The organism is Sphingomonas sp. SORGH_AS_0879 (genome assembly GCF_030819175.1).
Taxonomy (GTDB): Bacteria; Pseudomonadota; Alphaproteobacteria; order Sphingomonadales; family Sphingomonadaceae; genus Sphingomonas.
In genome coordinates this window covers 3610093-3629420 of the sequence record NZ_JAUTBJ010000002.1, presented here as the reverse complement: position 1 = coordinate 3629420, position 19328 = coordinate 3610093, and the positions used below count along the sequence as shown (strand labels likewise).

17 protein-coding genes are annotated in these 19328 nt (G+C 67.3%); 11 read left to right on the top strand and 6 right to left on the bottom strand.

Annotated elements, in window-relative coordinates:
• Positions 1–123: 123 nt before the first annotated feature.
• From QE379_RS16970 to QE379_RS16955, 4 genes are all read left to right on the top strand, one after another.
• Positions 124–549, top strand: coding sequence for a MerC domain-containing protein (locus QE379_RS16970; RefSeq protein WP_307002286.1), 426 nt, complete (start codon positions 124–126; stop codon positions 547–549).
• A 101-nt stretch (positions 550–650) separates the two neighbouring features.
• Positions 651–1550, top strand: a complete 900-nt coding sequence (locus QE379_RS16965; RefSeq protein ID WP_307002284.1) for an ROK family protein — start codon at positions 651–653, stop codon at positions 1548–1550.
• 198 nt (positions 1551–1748) lie between these two features.
• On the top strand, positions 1749–2306 hold the full coding sequence (locus tag QE379_RS16960; RefSeq protein ID WP_307002281.1) for a glycoside hydrolase family 108 protein: 558 nt from the start codon (positions 1749–1751) through the stop codon (positions 2304–2306).
• Positions 2303–2554, top strand: coding sequence for a 3TM-type holin (locus QE379_RS16955; RefSeq protein WP_307002279.1), 252 nt, complete (start codon positions 2303–2305; stop codon positions 2552–2554). Before QE379_RS16960 ends, QE379_RS16955 begins: the two co-directional genes overlap by 4 nt.
• Here the strand turns inward: QE379_RS16955 and QE379_RS16950 are convergent.
• The 3 genes from QE379_RS16950 to QE379_RS16940 form a co-directional block, all read right to left on the bottom strand.
• On the bottom strand, positions 2548–3792 hold the full coding sequence (locus QE379_RS16950) for an aspartyl protease family protein (RefSeq protein WP_307003278.1): 1245 nt from the start codon (positions 3790–3792) through the stop codon (positions 2548–2550). The two genes, QE379_RS16955 and QE379_RS16950, sit on opposite strands and share 7 nt — an antisense overlap.
• Before the next feature lie 66 nt (positions 3793–3858).
• The gene (locus QE379_RS16945; protein ID WP_307002277.1) at positions 3859–5019 is read right to left on the bottom strand and encodes a diguanylate cyclase; all 1161 of its coding nucleotides are present in this window, start codon (positions 5017–5019) and stop codon (positions 3859–3861) included.
• A 251-nt stretch (positions 5020–5270) separates the two neighbouring features.
• Positions 5271–6797, bottom strand: a complete 1527-nt coding sequence (locus QE379_RS16940) for a CpaF family protein (protein WP_307002276.1) — start codon at positions 6795–6797, stop codon at positions 5271–5273.
• Between the two features lie 139 nt (positions 6798–6936).
• Here QE379_RS16940 and QE379_RS16935 point away from each other — a divergent pair, with 139 nt between their 5' ends.
• A complete protein-coding gene (locus QE379_RS16935) occupies positions 6937–8421 on the top strand; it encodes a S1C family serine protease (RefSeq protein WP_307002274.1) in 1485 nt (494 codons plus the stop codon).
• Here QE379_RS16935 and QE379_RS16930 read toward each other — a convergent pair.
• A complete protein-coding gene (locus QE379_RS16930) occupies positions 8397–9230 on the bottom strand; it encodes a bifunctional transcriptional activator/DNA repair enzyme AdaA (RefSeq protein ID WP_307002272.1) in 834 nt (277 codons plus the stop codon). The two genes, QE379_RS16935 and QE379_RS16930, sit on opposite strands and share 25 nt — an antisense overlap.
• A gap of 279 nt (positions 9231–9509) precedes the next feature.
• On the opposite strand from QE379_RS16930, the gene QE379_RS16925 reads away from it, so the two are divergent.
• From QE379_RS16925 to QE379_RS16900, 6 genes are all read left to right on the top strand, one after another.
• Positions 9510–10079: a F0F1 ATP synthase subunit delta gene (locus tag QE379_RS16925; RefSeq protein WP_307003276.1), complete on the top strand. Its 570-nt coding sequence runs from the start codon at positions 9510–9512 to the stop codon at positions 10077–10079.
• 7 nt (positions 10080–10086) lie between these two features.
• On the top strand, positions 10087–11616 hold the full coding sequence (gene atpA, locus QE379_RS16920; RefSeq protein WP_007406897.1) for a F0F1 ATP synthase subunit alpha: 1530 nt from the start codon (positions 10087–10089) through the stop codon (positions 11614–11616).
• A gap of 99 nt (positions 11617–11715) precedes the next feature.
• Positions 11716–12591 (top strand): F0F1 ATP synthase subunit gamma, encoded by an 876-nt coding sequence (locus tag QE379_RS16915; RefSeq protein WP_307002271.1) that lies wholly within the window; start codon positions 11716–11718, stop codon positions 12589–12591.
• Positions 12591–13172 carry a hypothetical protein gene (locus QE379_RS16910; RefSeq protein WP_307002270.1) on the top strand — a complete coding sequence of 194 codons (582 nt, stop codon included), beginning with the start codon at positions 12591–12593 and terminating at the stop codon, positions 13170–13172. Before QE379_RS16915 ends, QE379_RS16910 begins: the two co-directional genes overlap by 1 nt.
• On the top strand, positions 13172–14644 hold the full coding sequence (gene atpD / locus QE379_RS16905) for a F0F1 ATP synthase subunit beta (RefSeq protein WP_307002268.1): 1473 nt from the start codon (positions 13172–13174) through the stop codon (positions 14642–14644). Before QE379_RS16910 ends, atpD begins: the two co-directional genes overlap by 1 nt.
• A gap of 75 nt (positions 14645–14719) precedes the next feature.
• Positions 14720–14971 carry an ATP synthase F1 subunit epsilon gene (locus tag QE379_RS16900; protein ID WP_307002266.1) on the top strand — a complete coding sequence of 84 codons (252 nt, stop codon included), beginning with the start codon at positions 14720–14722 and terminating at the stop codon, positions 14969–14971.
• Between the two features lie 314 nt (positions 14972–15285).
• Here the strand turns inward: QE379_RS16900 and QE379_RS16895 are convergent, their stop codons facing one another.
• Together QE379_RS16895 and QE379_RS16890 are read right to left on the bottom strand one after the other, a co-directional pair.
• Entirely contained in the window at positions 15286–17457 is a 2172-nt protein-coding gene (locus QE379_RS16895; RefSeq protein ID WP_307002264.1) for a primosomal protein N', read from the bottom strand.
• Positions 17458–17498: 41 nt separating this feature from the next.
• Positions 17499–18962, bottom strand: a complete 1464-nt coding sequence (locus tag QE379_RS16890; protein ID WP_307002263.1) for a diguanylate cyclase domain-containing protein — start codon at positions 18960–18962, stop codon at positions 17499–17501.
• Positions 18963–19328: the final 366 nt, after the last annotated feature.

Here is a 19328-nt window from a genome sequence, read left to right as displayed (position 1 = left end):
GCTATCCGACCCATGCTAGATTATACGGAATACAATTTAAAGCGTGACGGTGACACGATTTGCCCCTTGTTATCAGTGATACAAAATATCATGTGCGTGGGCTAGGTGACGGAAAGGCATGGCATGACCGGACGAGGCAATGGCGAGACGGCGGCGATGACGCTGCCACCGCGCGCGCATGGGGGACTGGACCGGCTGGCCATCTCCGCCTCGACCCTGTGCCTGATCCATTGCCTGGTCCTGCCTGTCCTGATCGCCTTCCTGCCGTCGATCGCGGCCTGGGCCGATCTGGGCGAGGGCTTTCATATCGTCATGCTGGCCATCGCCGTGCCGCTCAGCACCATCGCGCTATGGCGGGCGTGGCGGCGGCATGGTCAGGTCGGCCCCGCCATCGGCGGCGTACTGGGCCTGACCCTGTTGATCCTCGGCGTGGTGTTCGAGGGCGGCGCGGCGGGGACGTGGCTGACCGTCGCGGGTGGCATGGTTCTGGCCGCCGCACATGTCCTGAACCTTCGCGCGGATCGGCTGGCGGCACTGGTCGCACTATAACCCGCCTGTCCGGCTTTTTGCGACGCTCCTCTTGACCTGGATGCACGGTTTCGCGCAGGCGCGACATACCAAAAACGCAAGGCATCTGGCGGGAGAATGGAATGACCGAGGCACAGGATCGGATCGTCGCGGGCGTCGAGCTGGGCGGTACGAAATCGATTGTGCTGATCGGGCGCGGGCGGGACATATTGGTGTCCGAACGCCTGCCCACCACCACTCCCGCGATCACCCTGGCGGCGCTGGCGCAGCGGCTGGCCGAGTGGCACGAGCAGTATAAGCCCGAGGCGCTGGGCATCGGCAGCTTCGGGCCCATCGCGCTCGACAAGACCGGCATGGATTATGGCCATATGCTCGCCACCCCAAAGCCGGGCTGGGCGGGGGCGGACGTGGTCGGCGCGCTGGCGGACGGGTTCGGCGATCGGGTCGCGATCCATACCGACGTGACCGGCGCGGCGCTGGCCGAGGGGCAGTGGGGCGCGGCGCGCGGACTGGCCGACCATGTCTATGTCACGGTCGGCACGGGCGTCGGCATGGGGATCATCGTCAACGGCCAGCCGGTGTCGGGCCGGATGCACCCGGAGGCGGGACATGTCCGCGTCCGCCGCGTTGCGGGCGACGATTTCGCCGGGGCCTGCCCCTTCCATGGCGATTGCCTGGAAGGGCTGGTCGCCGGACCCGCCATCGCCGCGCGTGCGGGCCGTCCTGCACAGGAACTGGCAGCGGACGATCCCGTCTGGGCCTTCGTCGCCGATGCGCTGGCGGAAAGTTTCGCGGGGCTGTTCCTGACGCTGGCTTGCGGCCGGATCGTGATCGGCGGCGGTGTCGGCGTCGGCCAGCCGCATCTGCTCGACATGGTGCGCACCGCCACCGTCGAGAAGTTGTCGGGCTATCTGCCCTTCGTCGACGCGGCGCAGGTCGCCAACCGGATCGTCCATGCGCAACTCGGCGATCAGGCGGGGCCGCTGGGCACGCTGGCGCTGGCGCGGTCGGTGTTACCCTAAACCCATTCCTCCCCGGTGCGGGCAGGGGGACCATGCGAAGCATGGTGGAGGGGGATCGCCGCCAGGGGTGACTTTGGTGGAAGCCCCCCTCCGTCAGCGCTTTGCGCTGCCACCTCCCCGTGCCGGGGAGGATCAGAATCCGCTGTCCTACAGCGAACCGATATGGTTCCTATTCCTCCGTCATGGGGGAGGGATGAGATGGGGCACGAGGACGAGGCACGGGTGGAGGCGCTGATCGCGCAGGTGATCGCGCGCGAGGGCGACTATAGCGACCACCCCGCCGATCGCGGCGGCGCGACCCGCTTCGGCATTACCGAGGCGATGGCGCGGGCGGACGGCTATGACGGGCCGATGCGCCGCCTGCCGCTGGCGCGGGCGGAATCCCTCTATCGCCGGCTTTACTGGCGCGCGCCGGGCTTTGACCAAGTGGCGGAGCTGGCCCCCAGGCTGGCCGAGGAATTGTTCGATACCGGGGTCAATATGGGCCCGGCGGTGGCGACGGGCTTCCTGCAACGCGCGCTGAACGCGCTCAATCGCGGCGGGCGCGATTATGCCGATCTGGTGCCCGATGGCCGGATCGGCCCGGCGACGCTCGCCGCGCTGAAAGCCTTCCTGCGCCATCGCGGGCCGCCGGGGGAGGAGGTGCTGCTGAAGGCGGTCGAGGCGTTGCAGGGTGAACGCTATCTGACCCTGGCCGAGCGGCGTCCGGCCAATGAAGCCTTCCTCTATGGCTGGCTGGCGGATCGCCTGTCATGACTGCCGAGGACAGCGCCGATGCGTGGACCCGCCGGGCGCGGCCGACCTTCCTCTATGTCATGTACGCGCTGCTGCTCTGGAGCGTGCCCATGGGGGTGCTCGCCGGGTTTCGCCCCGCCATGGCGGCGGCGATGATCCGGGGCATGGCGGCGTATCTGGCCGCCATTCCCGAGCCGCTCTACGCGCTCTTCGGCACCGGCTATCTCGGCTATACGGTCGCGCGCGAATGGGGAAAGCGGCGTCAGTAGAAGCGGGCGCGGGTCAGCACGCGATCCTGTCCGTCGCAGGTCCGCAAGGTGACGCGCGTGCCCGGCTGGCCGACCGTCCAGCGTGCCATCGGGCTGTCGACATAGTCGCGGGGGATGGGCTGTCCATCGATGGCGCAGATGGTGTCGCCCTCCCGCCAGCCGCTCTTGTCGGCGGGGCCGCCGCGCATGACGTGCAGGACCCGCAACCGGTCGCTCGCCACGCCCAGCAGCAACCCGACCGTGGATCGCGGCGCGGGCGCATCGGCCTGCGGCCCCGGCGCCAGGATCATCCGTCCCGCGCCGGAGTCGAGCAGCACGCGATAGCGCTGGAGAAAGCCCGACCCGATCCGCCCGGCGACGCCCACCGACTCGCTGAAACCCTGGGGCGGCTCGATCCGTACCTCGACCTCGCGTGCGGTCAGCTTGCCGAGCCGGACGGTCGGCGCGATGGCGAGATCGTTGACCGAGGGACCCGCCAAACCGAAGCCGATCGCCGTGGTGGTCGGCAGGCTGGTCAGCCGCGCCGCCCGCCAGGCTGCCTGGGTCACGGTCAGTGCGGAGCCGTCGCCGGTATCGACGATGACCGGCGACAGCTTTGCCGCGCCGAGCCCGACCGCGCTTTCATAGACGCGCCGCTCGGGCGAGACGACCAGGGGGGCGGTCGCGCCGGTGAAGGGCATCCGGCCCGACGCGATCAGCCGGAACCGCTTGGCGGCATAGTCGATGTCGAGCGCATGCCCCGCCAGCAGGTCGCGCCCGACCAGCAGGTCCACCGCTGTCGCATCGCCCGTCGCCAGCGCGGGCAGGGGCGCGACCGCCACTCCGCCGCCCTTGCGGCTCAATCCGCCGAGCGACAGGGTGCGGGTCGGCATCCATCCGATCGCGACCGCGCCGCCGATCGCGCTCGCCTGCCCGCCGGGGCGCACCTTGCCCTTCGCCGCCAGGGGAGAATTTTGCGCCAACAGCGTGAAGCTGACCCCGGTATCCAGGATCGCGGTGACGGCCTGTCCGTCGATGGTCATCTTGAAGCGGACCTGGTTGCCGGGCGTCAGCTGGAACGGGATCCAGCGGGCCTCGGCATCGGGGGCCAGCGTCATGGTGCCGGGATCGCGCGCGGCGGCGGCGACGACATCCTCCTCGGTGGCAGGGGCGGGTCTGGGCGAGCGCGAGGCGAGCGGCGCCATCATCGCGGCGGCAAGCAGCAAGGGCAGGGGAAGCAGGTAGATCGACCGAGGCATCACGGCCCAACGCCTAGCCGAAGCGGAAGCTGCGCGCGCGACAAATCGGTGGGGGAGGGATCGGGCTCAGGCCGCCTCGGCGATACGGAGCAGGCCCTTGCCGCCGCGTTTGGCGGCGTAGAGCATGGTGTCGGCGGCATGGAGCGTGCGACGGACATCGGGGGGCAGGCCCAGTGCGACACCGCCGATGCTGACCCCGATGCTGATCGGGGGATGGCCATCGAGATGAAAGGGGTCGCGTGCCGCCGCGATCAGTTTCTCGCCGATCTGCTCGGCCTCCTTCTGGCTGACGCCGCGCAATATCGCCGCGAACTCGTCGCCGCCCAGCCGACCGATCACGTCCTGCCCCCGGACGACCTTGCGGAATCGATCGGCCACGGCGCGCAGTAGGTCGTCGCCGGTCAGATGCCCGTATGTGTCGTTGACCGGCTTGAACCCGTCCAGGTCGAGATAGAGGATATAGCTGCGATTCGTACTGTCGCGCGACGCGCGCTGGCATTCGGCGGCCAATGCTTCCATGAAATGCGCCCGATTGGGCAGGCCGGTGAGACTGTCGTGCAACGCCAGATGGCTGGCGAGATGCCGGGCTTGGATGAGCTTTACATGGGTGGCATGGATCTGGCGGATCAGGGTGAATATCCCGACGATCCAGAACGGCAGTTGGATCGGGAAGAGTTGCATTCCCGGCACGCCGGACGAGGCGGCGAAGATCGAATAGGGCGCAAGAAAGAGAATGGTCTGGATAAACGCGAAGCGCGGCGCGCCAGCGTTGTTATAGGCGCCGCCAAAGGCGACAGCGACGCCGATAATGCCGCTGAGCGCCGTCAACAGGACGTTATCGGTTCGGGCCCCCTCGCCGCATAACAGCCCGACCGTGGCCGCCCAGAACAGACCGGCCAACAACAGCGTCCTGAGCGAGGAGCGGCTGGGGCTCGCGCCGATGGTCACGTAGCGCAGGATCGCGGCGGGCGCGAACAAGGCCAGCAGAAGCACGGCCAGTTCGACATCGAGGAACACAGCGTAGCAAAGCAGCAGCGCGCTGAGGCAAAATGCGGCGAAGAGGATGCTGACCCGGTTGCCGAATAGAAGGTCCGTCAGTTCGGGGCGAAGGGTTTCCGCCGCCGGATCGAGCGGCGCGGTCAGCCAGGCGACCCAGCCTGCCTCCGTCGAGCGATATCGCGCGCTGTGCCGGGCTGCGACGGCCGCCAGAGGCGCGCGATATGTCACCAGCGCCATTCCTTCCATATATCTGCCTGACCAGCCGCTGTCGTCCTGCATCGACGAGCGAAATGTCGACCAGGGAAATAGAAAGCGTGGATGGAAAATAGTATAAAAAATGACGCTGCGGCAACACCGTCATGGCCATCACATGGACACTATTCTCTATCATTCTGTATTGCGGCGATTTACTTCTGGTCGTAAATGGACCGAATGTTCGGCAGGCATAGCGGATTAATTGTTCCCCATGTTGCGGAACGTTACAGACATGCTTCCAACAGGGCCTTGTCGAACCCGAATTGCTTCGCCTTATCAAGGGTATAGGGGCGCAATCCTGCGGACCGGTACTCGCCGATGATCTTCCCGTCGGTGCCTTCGTCCAGATATTCGAAGCTGAACAGCTCCTGCGTTACGATGACGGGGCCCTCCATGCCGATGACTTCGGTGATGTTGGTCACGCGACGACTGCCGTCGCGCAGGCGCTTGACCTGGATCACCATGTCGACCGAGTCGGCGATCTGACGGCTGATCGCGTCCTTGGGCACCTTGATGTCCGACATCATCACCATATTCTCCATGCGGGCCAGCGCCTCGCGCGGGGAGTTGGAGTGGAGCGTGCACATCGACCCGTCATGGCCGGTGTTCATCGCCGCGAGCATATCGAAACACTCCGCGCCGCGAATTTCGCCCAGGATGATGCGGTCCGGGCGCATGCGCAGCGCGTTCTTGACGAGGTCGCGGATGCTGATCTCACCCTGACCCTCCAGATTGGCGGGCCGGGTTTCCAGCGGCAGCCAGTGCGGCTGTTGCAGGCGGAGTTCGGCGGCGTCCTCGATGGTCAGCACGCGCTCACCCGGGTCGATCATCTTGGACAGCGCGTTCAGCATCGTCGTCTTACCCGAGCCGGTGCCGCCCGAAATCACGATGTTGAACCGCGACGCGCCCGCGATCTTCAGCAACGTCGCCATGTCCTGGCTCATCGACCCGCCCGCCGCCATCATGTCGAGCGTGATCGGTTTCGCCGAGAATTTGCGGATCGAGATGGCGGTGCCGCGAAGCGACAGCGGCGGCACGATCACGTTGACGCGGCTGCCGTCCTTCAGGCGCGCATCGGCCAGCGGCGTGGTCTGGTCGACGCGGCGGCCGACCGAATTGACGATGCGCTGGGCGACCTGGAACAGATGCTCCTCGTCGCGGAAGCGGATATTGGCGAGTTCCAGCTTGCCCTTGCGCTCGACATAGGTCTGCTCGGGGCCGTTGACCATGATGTCGGTGATGTCGGCATCGGCGAGCAATTCCTCCAGCGGACCCAGGCCCAGCAGCTCGTCGACCAGCACCTTTTCCAGCGCGAACTGCTCGCGCCGGTTGAGCGTCAGCTTCAGCTCGGCCAGCACCTCGCCGATGATCGGGCGGAATTCCTCGGCCAGCTCGTCCTTGCCCAGCGTCGCGGCGGCTTCGGGATCGACGCGCTCGAGCAGGCGGGGGAGCACCTGTTCCTTGATTCGGTGGATCGACGCCTCGAACCCTTCCCCGCGCGCCGGGGCTGGTTCGGCGGCGGCGGCCTGGCGGTCGGCCAGCCGCTGCATCGCGTCGGCGGCGGTGGCGGGCAGCGCGTGTTCCGCCACGGACAGCGCGCCAAGCGGCGGAAATTGCTGTCCGCCGGGGCCTCCTGCCTCGCTTTCGGGGCGGGGGGCGGGGCCGGGACCGTGCATCGGTCGCGCGACGCCGAAGGCCGGGCGGCTCCCCGTTGCGTTACCCAAACCCTGACGACGACCAAAGGCATTCATCGCGCAATTTCCCATGACATGCGCCCGGTCAGTAAATGCCAAGATTTACCATAAGCCTAACCGATCGCGGTTGCGGGGGATGGAAAGGGCGGGATATGGCCCTGATCCGATGCTCAGCCGGTTCGTCCTCGCAATCCTTTTGACCCTGGTCGGACTGGTACCCGCCGTCGCCGGGGCCGACGACATCGCCGCGACCGCGCGCGGCGTCGTGCGGGTCGTCACCATCGCGATGGTCGATAACGAAGTGGCGGGGTTCGGCCATGGATCGGGCTTCGCCGTCGCACCCAACCGGATCGTCACCAACGCGCATGTCGTCGAACTGGCGGAGCGCTATCCCGACAATGTCGTGATCGGCGTCGTGCCGTCGGAGGGCAGCAAATCCTATCAGGGCCGGGTCGTCGCCTATGATTCGCGCCGCGACCTGGCGCTGATCGAGGTGAGCGAGGCGAAGCTGCCGCCCGCCGCGCTTTTCACCGGTCCGGTGACCGAAGGCGATCAGGTGATCGCACTGGGCTATCCCGGCAATGTCGACCTGGCGACGGCACAATCGGCGGCAGACTATATCCGCCCGCTCTCTCCCGTCCGGTCGCAGGGTGTCGCCTCGGGCCGCCGGGCGCTGACGGGTATCGAGGTGCTGCTCCATACGGCCAGCATCGCGCGGGGCAATTCGGGCGGTCCGCTGCTCGATCCGTGCGGGCGGGTGATCGGGGTCAACTCCGCGCTGACCCGTGCCGATGACGGCGATTCGACCTTCGGCTTCGCGATCGCCGACACCGAACTCATGGCATTCCTGCGGGCCGCGCAACAGCCTTACACCTCGGTCGGCATGCCCTGCACCTCGATCGAGGAGCGGCTGCGCGAGGATAGCGCGGCGGATGCCCGCGCGCGCGCCGATGCCGCCGCGGCCAGGCGCGAGGCGGCCAATGCCGCCGCGATCCGTCGGGAAGAGGCGCTCGACGCCGCCCGCGCGGGGGCCGAGCGCACGCGGGAGAATGTCATGGCGATCGCCGCGCTGCTGCTGGTCGGCGGTGCGCTGGCGCTGGGCGGGGCGGGGCTGCTCGAATCGCGGGGGCAGCGGCGCCGGGCGATCTGGACCGGCGCGGGCGGTGGCGTGGCGATCGTCGCGGCGGTGGTCGTCTTCCTGCTGCGCCCCTCGGGCGAGATCACCCTGCCGCGCGAGACCGCCGCACTGCCCAGCGCGACCCCGCCGGGCAAGGCGCTGGGGCCGATGATCTGCACGTTGCAACCCGATCGCAGCCGGATCACCATCTCCTCGACGGCGGAAACGCGCATCGACTGGGGCGCGAACGGTTGCGCGGACGGCACCACCCAGTTCCTGGAAGGCGAGGGGAACTGGCAGCGGATCCTCGTTCCCGACGAGGAACCGACCGTGACCGTGGCGCGCTTCGATCCCGTGACGCGCAGCTATACCCAGACGCGCTATCTGCTGCCCGCCGCGACGATGGACGCGATCCGCAAGCTGCACCAGCCGACCACGCCCAGGGGCTGTGTGAAGACCGACACCGCGCTTCAGAATCTGGAAGGCGAACAGGCTCAGATCCGCCAGCAACTGCCGCCGCTGCCCAATGAAAAGCTGGTCTATAGCTGTCGTTCGGCACGCTGAGCGGTCAGCCCCTGCGTCACCGCCTCGATCAGGGCGAGGCGCCGGGTTTGCTCGGGCAGGGCGGGGTCGGGTAGCGGGAGGGCGGCGACCATGCGCGCGATCGCGGCGGCTTCTCCTTCTGCCAGAGGCGTGATCCGGGCGGTGGAGAAATGCCCTGCCAGCGCCTGGTCATCCTCGTCGAAGGCCAGCCGCGCCTGACCACTTGCCGTCAGGGCGATCAGCATGGCCCCAAGCGGCGTCGCCACCATCGTCCAGCCGATCGCCACCCCGTCCCCGCCGCGCCGCCACTGGCCGGGCGCCATGCCGCGCCGCGCCTCGCTATCGGCATAGAAGCGGCTGGGGGCGGCATAGCCCGCCTCATAGACCGCCGCCGTCACCCTCCCCTCTTGCCGGAGCGCGTCATCGGCACGCCGGTTGCGCAGGCTGCGGGCATAGGCGGCGGGCGTCACGCCGGTCGCTCGCTTGAACAGCCGGTGGAAATGGTGCGGGGCATAGCCGACCACCTCGGCCAATTCGGTCAGCGAGGGGGCGGCGTCGCCTTCCTCCAGCAGCGCCACGGCACGCGCCACCGCCTGTCGATCGCGGGTGACCTGATCGGGCAGGCAACGGAGACAGGCGCGAAAGCCGGCGGCTCGTGCGGCTTCCGGCGTCGGATGAAAGCAGACATGCTCGCGCCGGGGACGGCGTGCGGCACAACTCGGGCGGCAATAGATGCCGGTCGAGGTCACCGCGACCACGAACCGCCCGTCCGCCGCCCGGTCGCGGCGGGAGAAGGCGTCCCAGGCGGCATTCTCATCCAGGGCGGACACGATATCATGACGAACGGGGTGGGGCATGAAAGGCACAATCCATCGCCCCGAACCGCCGGGGCGCGACCATCCTAGCAAAGCCGCTGTGGCATTCATCCCACGGCTTGCGGCCAAAGCGGTTAACTTCGCGTCACCATCCTGTCACAAGATGCGCCACGCAGCTTGCATCGATTGGTTCCCGATGCTAACCGCCCGCCAACCCATCGGAGGCGCGTTTTTCGCGCCCCGTTCCCCATGGGGCCAACCCGTTCGTTGTTCGAGGAATTCGCATCCGTGGAGATGTCCGGCGGTACTATAAGCGGCACAGGCGGCATCCAGGCGAGCCTGGGTGGACGTTATGCGCTCGCGCTGTTCGAAACGGCCGCCGAGAGCCGTTCGATCGACACGATCGAGGCGAGCCTCGTGACCCTTCGCGATGCGCTGGCAGCCGACAAGGATCTGGCCGCGCTGACCAAGAGCCCGGTCGTGGCGCGGGGCGCCGCGGTCAAGGCGATCCTGGCGGTCGCCGATACGCTGGGCCTTGACGGCGTGACCAAGAATTTCCTCGGCGTGCTCGCCGAGAATCGGCGCCTGTCGGCGCTGCCGCAGATCATCCGCGCGTTCCGCCAGTTGGCCAGCCGCCATCGCGGCGAGGTCGCGGCCGAAGTGACGAGCGCCCACCCGCTGACCGAGGATCAGGTCGCCGAGTTGAAGCAGCAGCTTCGCACCCGTGTCGGTCGCGACGTGTCGGTCGACCTGTCGGTCGATCCCGACCTGCTCGGCGGGCTTGTCGTCCGCATCGGTTCCCAGATGATCGATAGCTCGATCCGCACCCGTTTGAATGCGCTCGCCAGCGCGATGAAAGGCTGACGTTCCCATGGATATCCGCGCCGCAGAAATCTCCAAGGTCATCAAGGACCAGATCGCCAATTTCGGCACCGAGGCCCAGGTCAGCGAGACCGGGCAGGTGCTGAGCGTCGGTGACGGCATCGCGCGCATCTACGGCCTCGACAATGTCCAGGCGGGCGAGATGGTCGAGTTCGCCAATGGCGTGCAGGGCATGGCCCTGAACCTCGAAGCCGACAATGTCGGCGTCGTGATCTTCGGCTCGGACGCCGAGATCAAGGAAGGCGACACCGTCAAGCGCACCGGCACCATCGTCGATGTGCCGGTCGGCCGTGGCCTGCTGGGCCGCGTCGTGGACGGCCTGGGCAACCCGATCGACGGCAAGGGCCCGATCGAGGCGACCGAGCGCCGCCGCGTCGAGGTGAAGGCGCCGGGCATCATCCCGCGCAAGGGCGTGCATGAGCCGGTGCAGACCGGCCTGAAGGCGATCGACGCGCTCGTTCCCGTCGGCCGTGGTCAGCGCGAACTCATCATCGGCGACCGCCAGACCGGCAAGTCGGCCGTCGCGATCGACGCCTTCATCAATCAGAAGACGGTCAACGCGGGCACCGACGAGTCGAAGAAGCTCTACTGCATCTACGTCGCCGTGGGTCAGAAACGCTCGACCGTGGCGCAGCTGGTCAAGACGCTTGAAGAGAATGGCGCGATGGAATATTCCATCGTCGTCGCCGCGACCGCGTCCGAGCCCGCGCCGCTTCAGTTCCTCGCGCCCTATACCGGCACCGCGATGGGCGAATATTTCCGCGACAATGCGATGCACGCGCTGATCGTGTTCGACGATCTGTCGAAGCAGGCCGTCGCGTACCGCCAGATGTCGCTGCTGCTGCGCCGTCCGCCGGGCCGTGAAGCCTATCCGGGCGACGTGTTCTATCTGCACAGCCGCCTGCTGGAACGCGCCGCCAAGATGAACGACGCCAACGGCGCCGGTTCGCTGACCGCGTTGCCGATCATCGAGACGCAGGCGGGCGACGTGTCGGCCTATATCCCGACCAACGTGATCTCGATCACCGACGGCCAGATCTTCCTCGAAACCGACCTGTTCTTCGCGGGCATCCGCCCGGCGATCAACGTCGGCCTGTCGGTCAGCCGCGTCGGCTCGGCCGCGCAGACCAAGGCGATGAAGAAGGTGTCCGGCTCGATCAAGCTGGAACTGGCCCAGTATCGCGAGATGGCCGCCTTTGCGCAGTTCGGCTCGGACCTCGACGCCTCGACGCAGAAGCTGCTCAACCGCGGTGCGCGCCTGACCGAGTTGCTCAAGCAACCGCAGTTCAACCCGCTGCCCTTCGAGGAGCAGACGGCGTCGATCTTCGCAGGGACGAACGGTTACATCGATAACGTGCCGGTCGCGCAGGTCGTGCGCTACGAAGCGGCGATGCTGGCGTATCTGCGCAACGATCATGCCGATGTGCTGGCGATGATCCGCGACACCAAGGATCTGGGCGACGAGGCCAAGGGCAAGCTCAAGGCCGCGCTCGACCAGTTCGCGAAGATTTTCGCATAATTGTCCGTCGCCCCGGCGAAAGCCGGGGTCTCGTGCCGCAAGCGCGCGCTCGAGGTGAGAGATCCCAGCCTGCGCTGGGATGACGAAGTGGGAAACTAGATGGCGAGCCTCAAGGCCCTCAAGATCCGGATCAACTCGGTCAAGTCGACCCAGAAGATCACCAAGGCGATGAAGATGGTCGCCGCCGCCAAGCTGCGCCGTGCGCAGGAGTCGGCGCAGAACGGCCGTCCCTATGCCGAGCGGCTGGAAGCGGTGATGGCCGGCCTGGCCACCCGCGTCGGCGGCGTCGGCGCGTCGCCGCTGCTGGCGGGCACCGGCAAGGACGACGTCCAGTTGCTGGTCGTCGCCACCTCGGAGCGTGGCCTGGCGGGTGCGTTCAACACGAACATCGTCCGCGCCGCGCGCCGCAAGGCCGAAGAACTGACCGCGCAGGGCAAGACGGTGAAGTTCTACATTGCGGGCAAGAAGGGGCGCGTGCTGAAGCGCTTCTTCCCCAACGCGATCCTCGCCGATCATGACATGAGCGCGATCAAGGCGGCCAAGTTCGACGACGCGCGGGTCATCGCCGACGACCTGATCGCCCGGTTCGAGCGGGGCGAGTTCGATGTGGCGCACCTGTTCTACTCCAAGTTCGTCTCGGCGCTGGTGCAGGATCCGGTTTCGCAACAGTTGATCCCGGTGCCGATGCCCGCGCCGACCAAGGCGGGGGCGTCGGTCGAGGCAGTCGCCGAGTTCGAGCCGAGCGAAGAGGACATTCTCGACGCGCTGTTGCCGCGCAACGTCGCGGTGCAGATTTTCCGCGCGCTGCTGGAGAACCAGGCCGGTTTCTACGGTTCGCAGATGAATGCGATGGACAATGCCACGCGCAATGCGGGCGACATGATCCGTCGCCTGTCGATCCAGTATAACCGCACCCGCCAGGCGGCGATCACCACTGAACTGGTCGAGATCATCTCGGGCGCCGAGGCGCTCTGATGCGTCTTGCGCTCCTTCTGGGCCTGACGGTCGCGCTGGCCGGATGCGGCCAGGCGTCCGATCAGCCGAAGGACGCAGCCCGCGCGACGCCGACGCCGTTCGTGAAGGGCGGCTGGGCGACCGTGCTGGGCGATGCGCCCGAGACGGTCAGCCTGCTCGACCGGATGGGCTTTCGCATGAGCGGTTACGCCCCCGTTCAGGGCACGTACCGTGCGATCGCGCAAGCCACGCCGATGGCCGATCCGTCGGTGACGCCGATCAACATGGCCAATCTGATCGTCGAGGGCGATGCGAAGCGGTTGAACGAAGTCCGTTTCTCGCTCGATCTCGTCAATCTCGACACCAGCCCGTTCGCCAAGACCCAGTTCATCCGCTGGGTCACCAAGCCGATGGATCAGCTCGGTCTGGACGGCAAGGATGCGGTTGCGGCCGCGATCCAGACCGAAAGCGCCTCCACCGGCCACCTGACCGGCGCCGATTACCATGTTACCCGTGACAAGATCGACGGTGGCCGCCGTCTGGTCGTGACCTTTACCCGCCCCGAAGCTATGTCGGGCTCTACCGAACCAAGGAAGCAATGATGGCAACCGCCGCTGAGGACATCCGGCCGACCACGGCCACCAACAATGTCGGCACGATCGCCCAGGTCATCGGCGCGGTCGTCGACGTTCACTTCCCCGAAAACCTGCCCGCGATTCTGTCGGCGCTGGAGACGGACAATAACGGCAACCGCCTGGTGCTCGAAGTCGCGCAGCATCTGGGCGAGAACACCGTCCGTACGATCGCGATGGACACGACCGAGGGCCTGACGCGCGGCCAGACCGTGACCGACACCGGCAACCAGATCCAGGTGCCGGTCGGCCCCGCGACGCTGGGCCGCATCCTGAACGTCGTCGGCGAGCCGATCGACGAGCGCGGCCCGGTTGCGACCGACCTGCGCGCGCCGATCCACGCCAAGGCGCCCGAGTTCGTCGAACAGTCGACCGAGAGCGCGATTCTCGTCACCGGCATCAAGGTCATCGACCTGCTCGCGCCTTACGCGAAGGGCGGCAAGATCGGCCTGTTCGGCGGTGCGGGCGTCGGCAAGACGGTCCTGATCCAGGAACTGATCAACAACATCGCCAAGGGCCATGGCGGCACCTCGGTGTTCGCGGGCGTCGGTGAGCGGACCCGCGAGGGCAACGACCTGTATCACGAGTTCCTCGACGCGGGCGTGATCGCCAAGGACGCCGAGGGCAACGCGATCAGCGAGGGCTCGAAGGTCGCGCTGGTCTATGGCCAGATGAACGAGCCGCCGGGCGCGCGTGCCCGCGTCGCGCTGTCGGGTCTGGCGATCGCGGAATATTTCCGCGACCAGGAAGGCCAGGACGTGCTGTTCTTCGTCGACAACATCTTCCGCTTCACCCAGGCGGGTGCGGAAGTGTCGGCGCTGCTGGGCCGCATTCCGTCGGCCGTGGGCTATCAGCCGACCCTGTCGACCGACATGGGCGCGCTACAGGAGCGCATCACCTCGACGAACAAGGGCTCGATCACCTCGGTCCAGGCCGTGTACGTGCCCGCCGACGACTTGACCGATCCGGCACCGGCGACCTCGTTCGCCCACTTGGACGCGACGACGGTGCTCAATCGCGCCATTTCGGAGCTGGGCATCTACCCGGCGGTCGACCCGCTCGACTCGACCAGCCGCGTGCTGGAGCCGCGCATCGTCGGTCAGGAGCATTATGAGACGGCCCGTGCGGTCCAGTCGCTGCTCCAGCGCTACAAGGCGTTGCAGGACATCATCGCGATCCTGGGTATGGACGAGCTGTCCGAAGAGGACAAGCTGACCGTCCAGCGCGCCCGCAAGATCCAGCGCTTCCTGTCGCAGCCCTTCCACGTCGCGGAAGTCTTCACCGGCATCTCGGGCAAGTTCGTCCAGATCGAAGACACGATCCGCTCGTTCAAGGCGGTGGTCGACGGCGAATACGACCATCTGCCGGAAGCGGCCTTCTACATGGTCGGCGGCATCGACGAAGCCGTCGCCAAGGCCGAGAAGATGGCGCAGGACGCCTGATGATATGGGGGGACGGTTCGCGCCGTCCCCTCTTTCCTCTCCCTGATGGGGAGAGCGATGCGAGATATACAATCCATGCTGCACTTCGAACTCGTCACGCCCGAAAAGCTCCTCCGCTCGGAGGAGGTGCATATGGTGGTCGTCCCCGGCACCGAGGGCGATTTCGGCGTGCTGGAGGGCCATGCGCCCTTCATGTCGACCATCCGCGACGGCGCGATCCAGGTGTTCCGCACCGACAAGGGCGAGCCGGAATCGATCCTGATCCGCGGCGGTTTCGCCGAGGTGGGGCCGAAGGGCCTGACCGTGCTGGCGGAGCATGCGGGGTAATCCGGGTCTTCGGATTGCTCGGGTTTTGAAGCGGTCGCGGCGGAAGTCGCGGCCGTTTTCGTTTGTGGGTATGAGGGGAGGCCAAGGGAAAACGCCGCCGCTTCAGGCCAGATTGTTCACGCGAAGCCGCGAGGCCGCGAAGAAGATTTTGGTTCGCGCGGAGGCGCAGAGGACGCAGAGATGTCCTATTTGCGGTAACGCCGCCGTGCCATCGCCGACCCGTAAGATAAGGGGATGAAGGGGCACCGAGCGAGACACCTCCGCGCTCTCTGCGCCTCCGCGCGAACATTCCTCCTTCCTCTATCGAACGCCGATCACAGGAAACTATACGGGTCCACATCCACCGCGACCCGCACTTTCGCGGACCATTCCAACCCGCCCAGCCACTCCCGGATCACATCCTGTACCGCCAGCGCGCGCCGGGCATGGACCAGCAACCGGAACCGGTGCCGCCCGCGCAGCATCGCCAGCGGCGCGGGCGCGGGACCGAAGACGTGCATCCCGTCGACCTTTGGCGCGGCGCGGGCGATGGTGTTGGCGGTGGACTGGGCCGCGCCCTGATCCTCGGACGACACGATGATCGCGGCATAGCGCCCGAAGGGCGGCGCATCGGCATCGCGCCGGGCCTCGGTCTCGGCGGTATAGAAGGCCTCGGCATCGCCCGTGACCAGCGCCTGCATGACCTGTGCCTTGGGGCTGTGGGTCTGGATGAAGACATGGCCCGGCTTGGAGCCGCGTCCCGCTCGCCCAGATACTTGCCGAATCTGCTGAAAGGTCCGCTCCGCCGCGCGCAGGTCGCCGCCGTCGAGGCCTAAGTCCGCGTCGATCACCCCGACCAGGGTCAGGTTGGGGAAATGATAGCCTTTGGTGATCAACTGCGTGCCGACCACGATGTCGATATCGCCCGCCTCCATCCGCCCGACGAACTCGGCGGCCTTGGCGGGGGACCAGATGGTGTCGGAGGTGACGACCGCGATCTTGGCGTCCGGGAACAAGGCCGTCGCCTCGTCCGCGATCCGCTCGACGCCGGGGCCGCAGGCGACCAGCGAATCCTCGCCCCCGCATTCGGGGCAGGCGCGTGGCGTGGGCATGACATGGCCGCAATGGTGGCAGGCCAGCCGCCGGACCAGCCGATGCTCGACCATCCACGCAGTGCAATTGGGGCATTGGAAGCGATGCCCGCAGGTCCGGCACAGGGTCAGCGGCGCATAGCCGCGCCGGTTGAGATAGAGCAGCGACTGTTCGCGTTTCTCCAGCACCTCCTTCATCGCCGCGACCAGCTTGGGCGCGATCCAGCGGCCGCGCTCGGGCGGGTTCTGGATCAGGTCGATCGCCTCGATGGTCGGCATCTGCGCCGGGCCGAAGCGGCCGGGTAGCTTGACCTCGGTATAGCGGCCGAGCGCGACCTGCTGGCGCGTCTCGATGGCGGGGGTGGCGGAGGCGAGGATGACCGGGCAGGACTCGAACTTGCCCCGCATCACGGCCACGTCGCGCGCGTGGTAATGGACGCCGTCTTCCTGCTTGAAGCTGGTTTCATGCGCCTCGTCGACGACGATCAGGCCAAGATTGCGATAGGGCAGGAACAAGGCCGAGCGCGCGCCGACCGTCACCAGCCCCTGGCCGCTGGCGATCGCCCGCCACGCCCGCCGCCGCTGCGACGAGCGCAGGCCCGAATGCCACGCCACCGGCTCGCAGCCGAAGCGGTCGTGGAATCGCTTGAGGAACGGCTCGGTCAGCGCGATCTCGGGGAGCAGGACCAGCACCTGCCGCCCCTCGGCGATCGCCTCCGCCACCGCCTCGAAATAGACTTCGGTCTTGCCCGATCCGGTCACGCCGTCGAGCAGCACCGGCTGGAACGCATGCGCCGCAACGCCCGCGACCAGCGTGTCCGCCGCCGCGCGCTGATCCTCCGACAATGCGGGGCGGTGATGGTCGGGATCGGGCAGGGGAAAGGGGCTGTCGATATCGACCTCCACCCCCTCGATGGCGCCGTTCTTGACCAGCCCCCGGATCACCGCGTCGGAGACATCGGCCATCGTCGCCAGTTCGCGGATCAGTCCCTGCCGGTCGCCGATCCGCTCCAGCGCCTGGGCGCGCTGCGGGGTCAGGCGGTCGGGGACATGGCCGGTGACGCGGTATTCTGTGACGGTCCGTGCCCCCTCCAGCGCGGAGGTCGAGGACAGCGCCATCCGTACCACCGCGGCGGGCGGGGCGAGATAATAGTCCGCCGTCCACTCGATCAGCCGCCGCAGCGCATCGGGGAGGGGCGGGGCGTCCGCCACGCCGAGCAGCGGGCGCAACCGGTTATCGCCGACCTCGGCATCGGAGGGCATGCGCTCGGGCTCCCACACCACGCCCAGCAACTGGCGGGGTCCCAGGGGGGCGACGACGATCGATCCGGGCTCGACCGTCATGCCGTGCGGCACACGATAATCGAGAGGGCCGAGCGCGGAGTTCAGGACGAGGACGCGGGCGCGCGAGGACATGCCCCCGCTATATGGGGCCCTGGGTCGGAGAGGGAAGGGGCTTAGCGGGTGGCCTTCCGTCGATCCCCCTTGCGCCGCTCACCCACCCGGTCGCGCTTGGCGGCATAGAGGCGGCTATCGGCATGGTGCATGAAATCGCGGATCGTCCGACAATTCTCGGGCCGCAGCGTGACGCACACCGTGCCCGCGCAGCTCATGGTCAAATCGTCCACCGTGATCGAGATGGTCAGCAGCGTCTCGATCCGGGCGCGGAGCGACTCGGGCTGGGCGAGCAGGGCGGGATCCTGAACGATCACCCCGAACTCGTCCCCGCCCAGCCGCGCGACGAAACAATTCTTCAGCCAGTCGGTCCGCAACCGGGTGCCGACGATGCGCAGCACTTCGTCCCCGGCGGGGTGGCCCAGCGTGTCGTTGATCAGCTTGAACCCGTCCAGATCGATCAGCACGAGCCCAAGCGGCCGGTCGTTCGTGCCCGCCTCGCCTATGGCGGTTTCCAGCGTGCGGTCGAACGCGGCGCGGTTGGACAACAGGGTCAGCGCATCGGTGTCGGCATTGCGGCGCAACTGGACCTCCAGCGCGTGGCGCTCGGTCACGTCCTGGAACATGCCGACCAGGCTTTCGGGGTGGCCGTTCGCCATTTCCCGCTCGCCCATCACGCGGACCCGACGATGGCGGCCAAGTGCCGTCACGAAATCCAGCTCGATGTCGAACGGATCGCCGGTGCGCGCGGTCGCCTCGATCGTCGAGCGCAGGATGGCGCGCGAATCCGGGGGGTAATAGGACAGGCCCTGATCGATCGTGACCGGCTTGCCGGCCGACAGTTCGTGAATGCGATAGACGCCTTCCGACCAGAACGCCTTTTGATCGCCCAGGCGTATCCGCCATGACCCGATCAACGCCAGCCGCTCGACCTGCCGGACCGTCCGGTCCTTGGCGCGCAGATCCTCGGCCTGGCGCTCGCTCAACTCGGCCATTGCCGTCGCCCGCCTGGCGACCGCGCGCGCGGCGATCAAAGCCTCGGCCAGCCTGGCGAGATGGCGAAGCGCCCGCTCCCCCGCCGGGCTCAGCGAGCGTGGGGTGGCATCCATCACGCACAGCGATCCGATGGCCTGGGGCGATCCGTCCAGGTCGGGCACGCGGATCGGCATGCCCGCATAGAAGCGCGTCCCCGCCTCGCCCGTGACGAAGGGATTGACCGCGAAGCGCGGATCGCTGGTCAGGTCGGGGACGATCATCAGGTCGGGCGACCGGATCGTCTGGTCGCAAAAGGCGACGTTACGCGGCATCTGGCTGGGCAGGGGACCGATCGCCGATTTCACCCAGAAACGGTCGCGGTCCGCCAGCGTCAGCGCCGCGACCGGACAATCCAGCATCTCGGCGGCCAGCGAGACCAGCGCATCGAACTCCGCCTCCGGTTCGCTGTCGAGCAGGGCATGCGCCTGAAGCGTGGCGAGGCGTCGCTCCTCGGCGGACGACGCATCGCGGGGGAGGGCAGAGATCAGCATGATAGAGGGACCATAAATGAAAGAATTATCAAAAGTTTAAACATGGCTTGGAATCTCGGTCGCCAATCCGGTCCGAATCCGGATCATTGAGGGTCGACCGTTGCTCGCGATCCCGTGGCGAATGACGCATTTGTCACATTATGGTCACTCCGGGGTATCCCGCCACCCTGTAGCCCCACGTCACGCAGTTCAACGAGCTCGGCGCCCGACACTCCCGGGGGTGCCGTCGGGGCCGGCGGAGAGCGTGCTTTCCGCCGGCCTTTCCCTGGGCCATTTTCCGGCCTAGTCGCCCCCCAAGGACGGGGTGACTTGGGGCGGACGGGGTCCAAGGGCTCGAACATGCCGAACGACGCCGTTGGAGCGAAG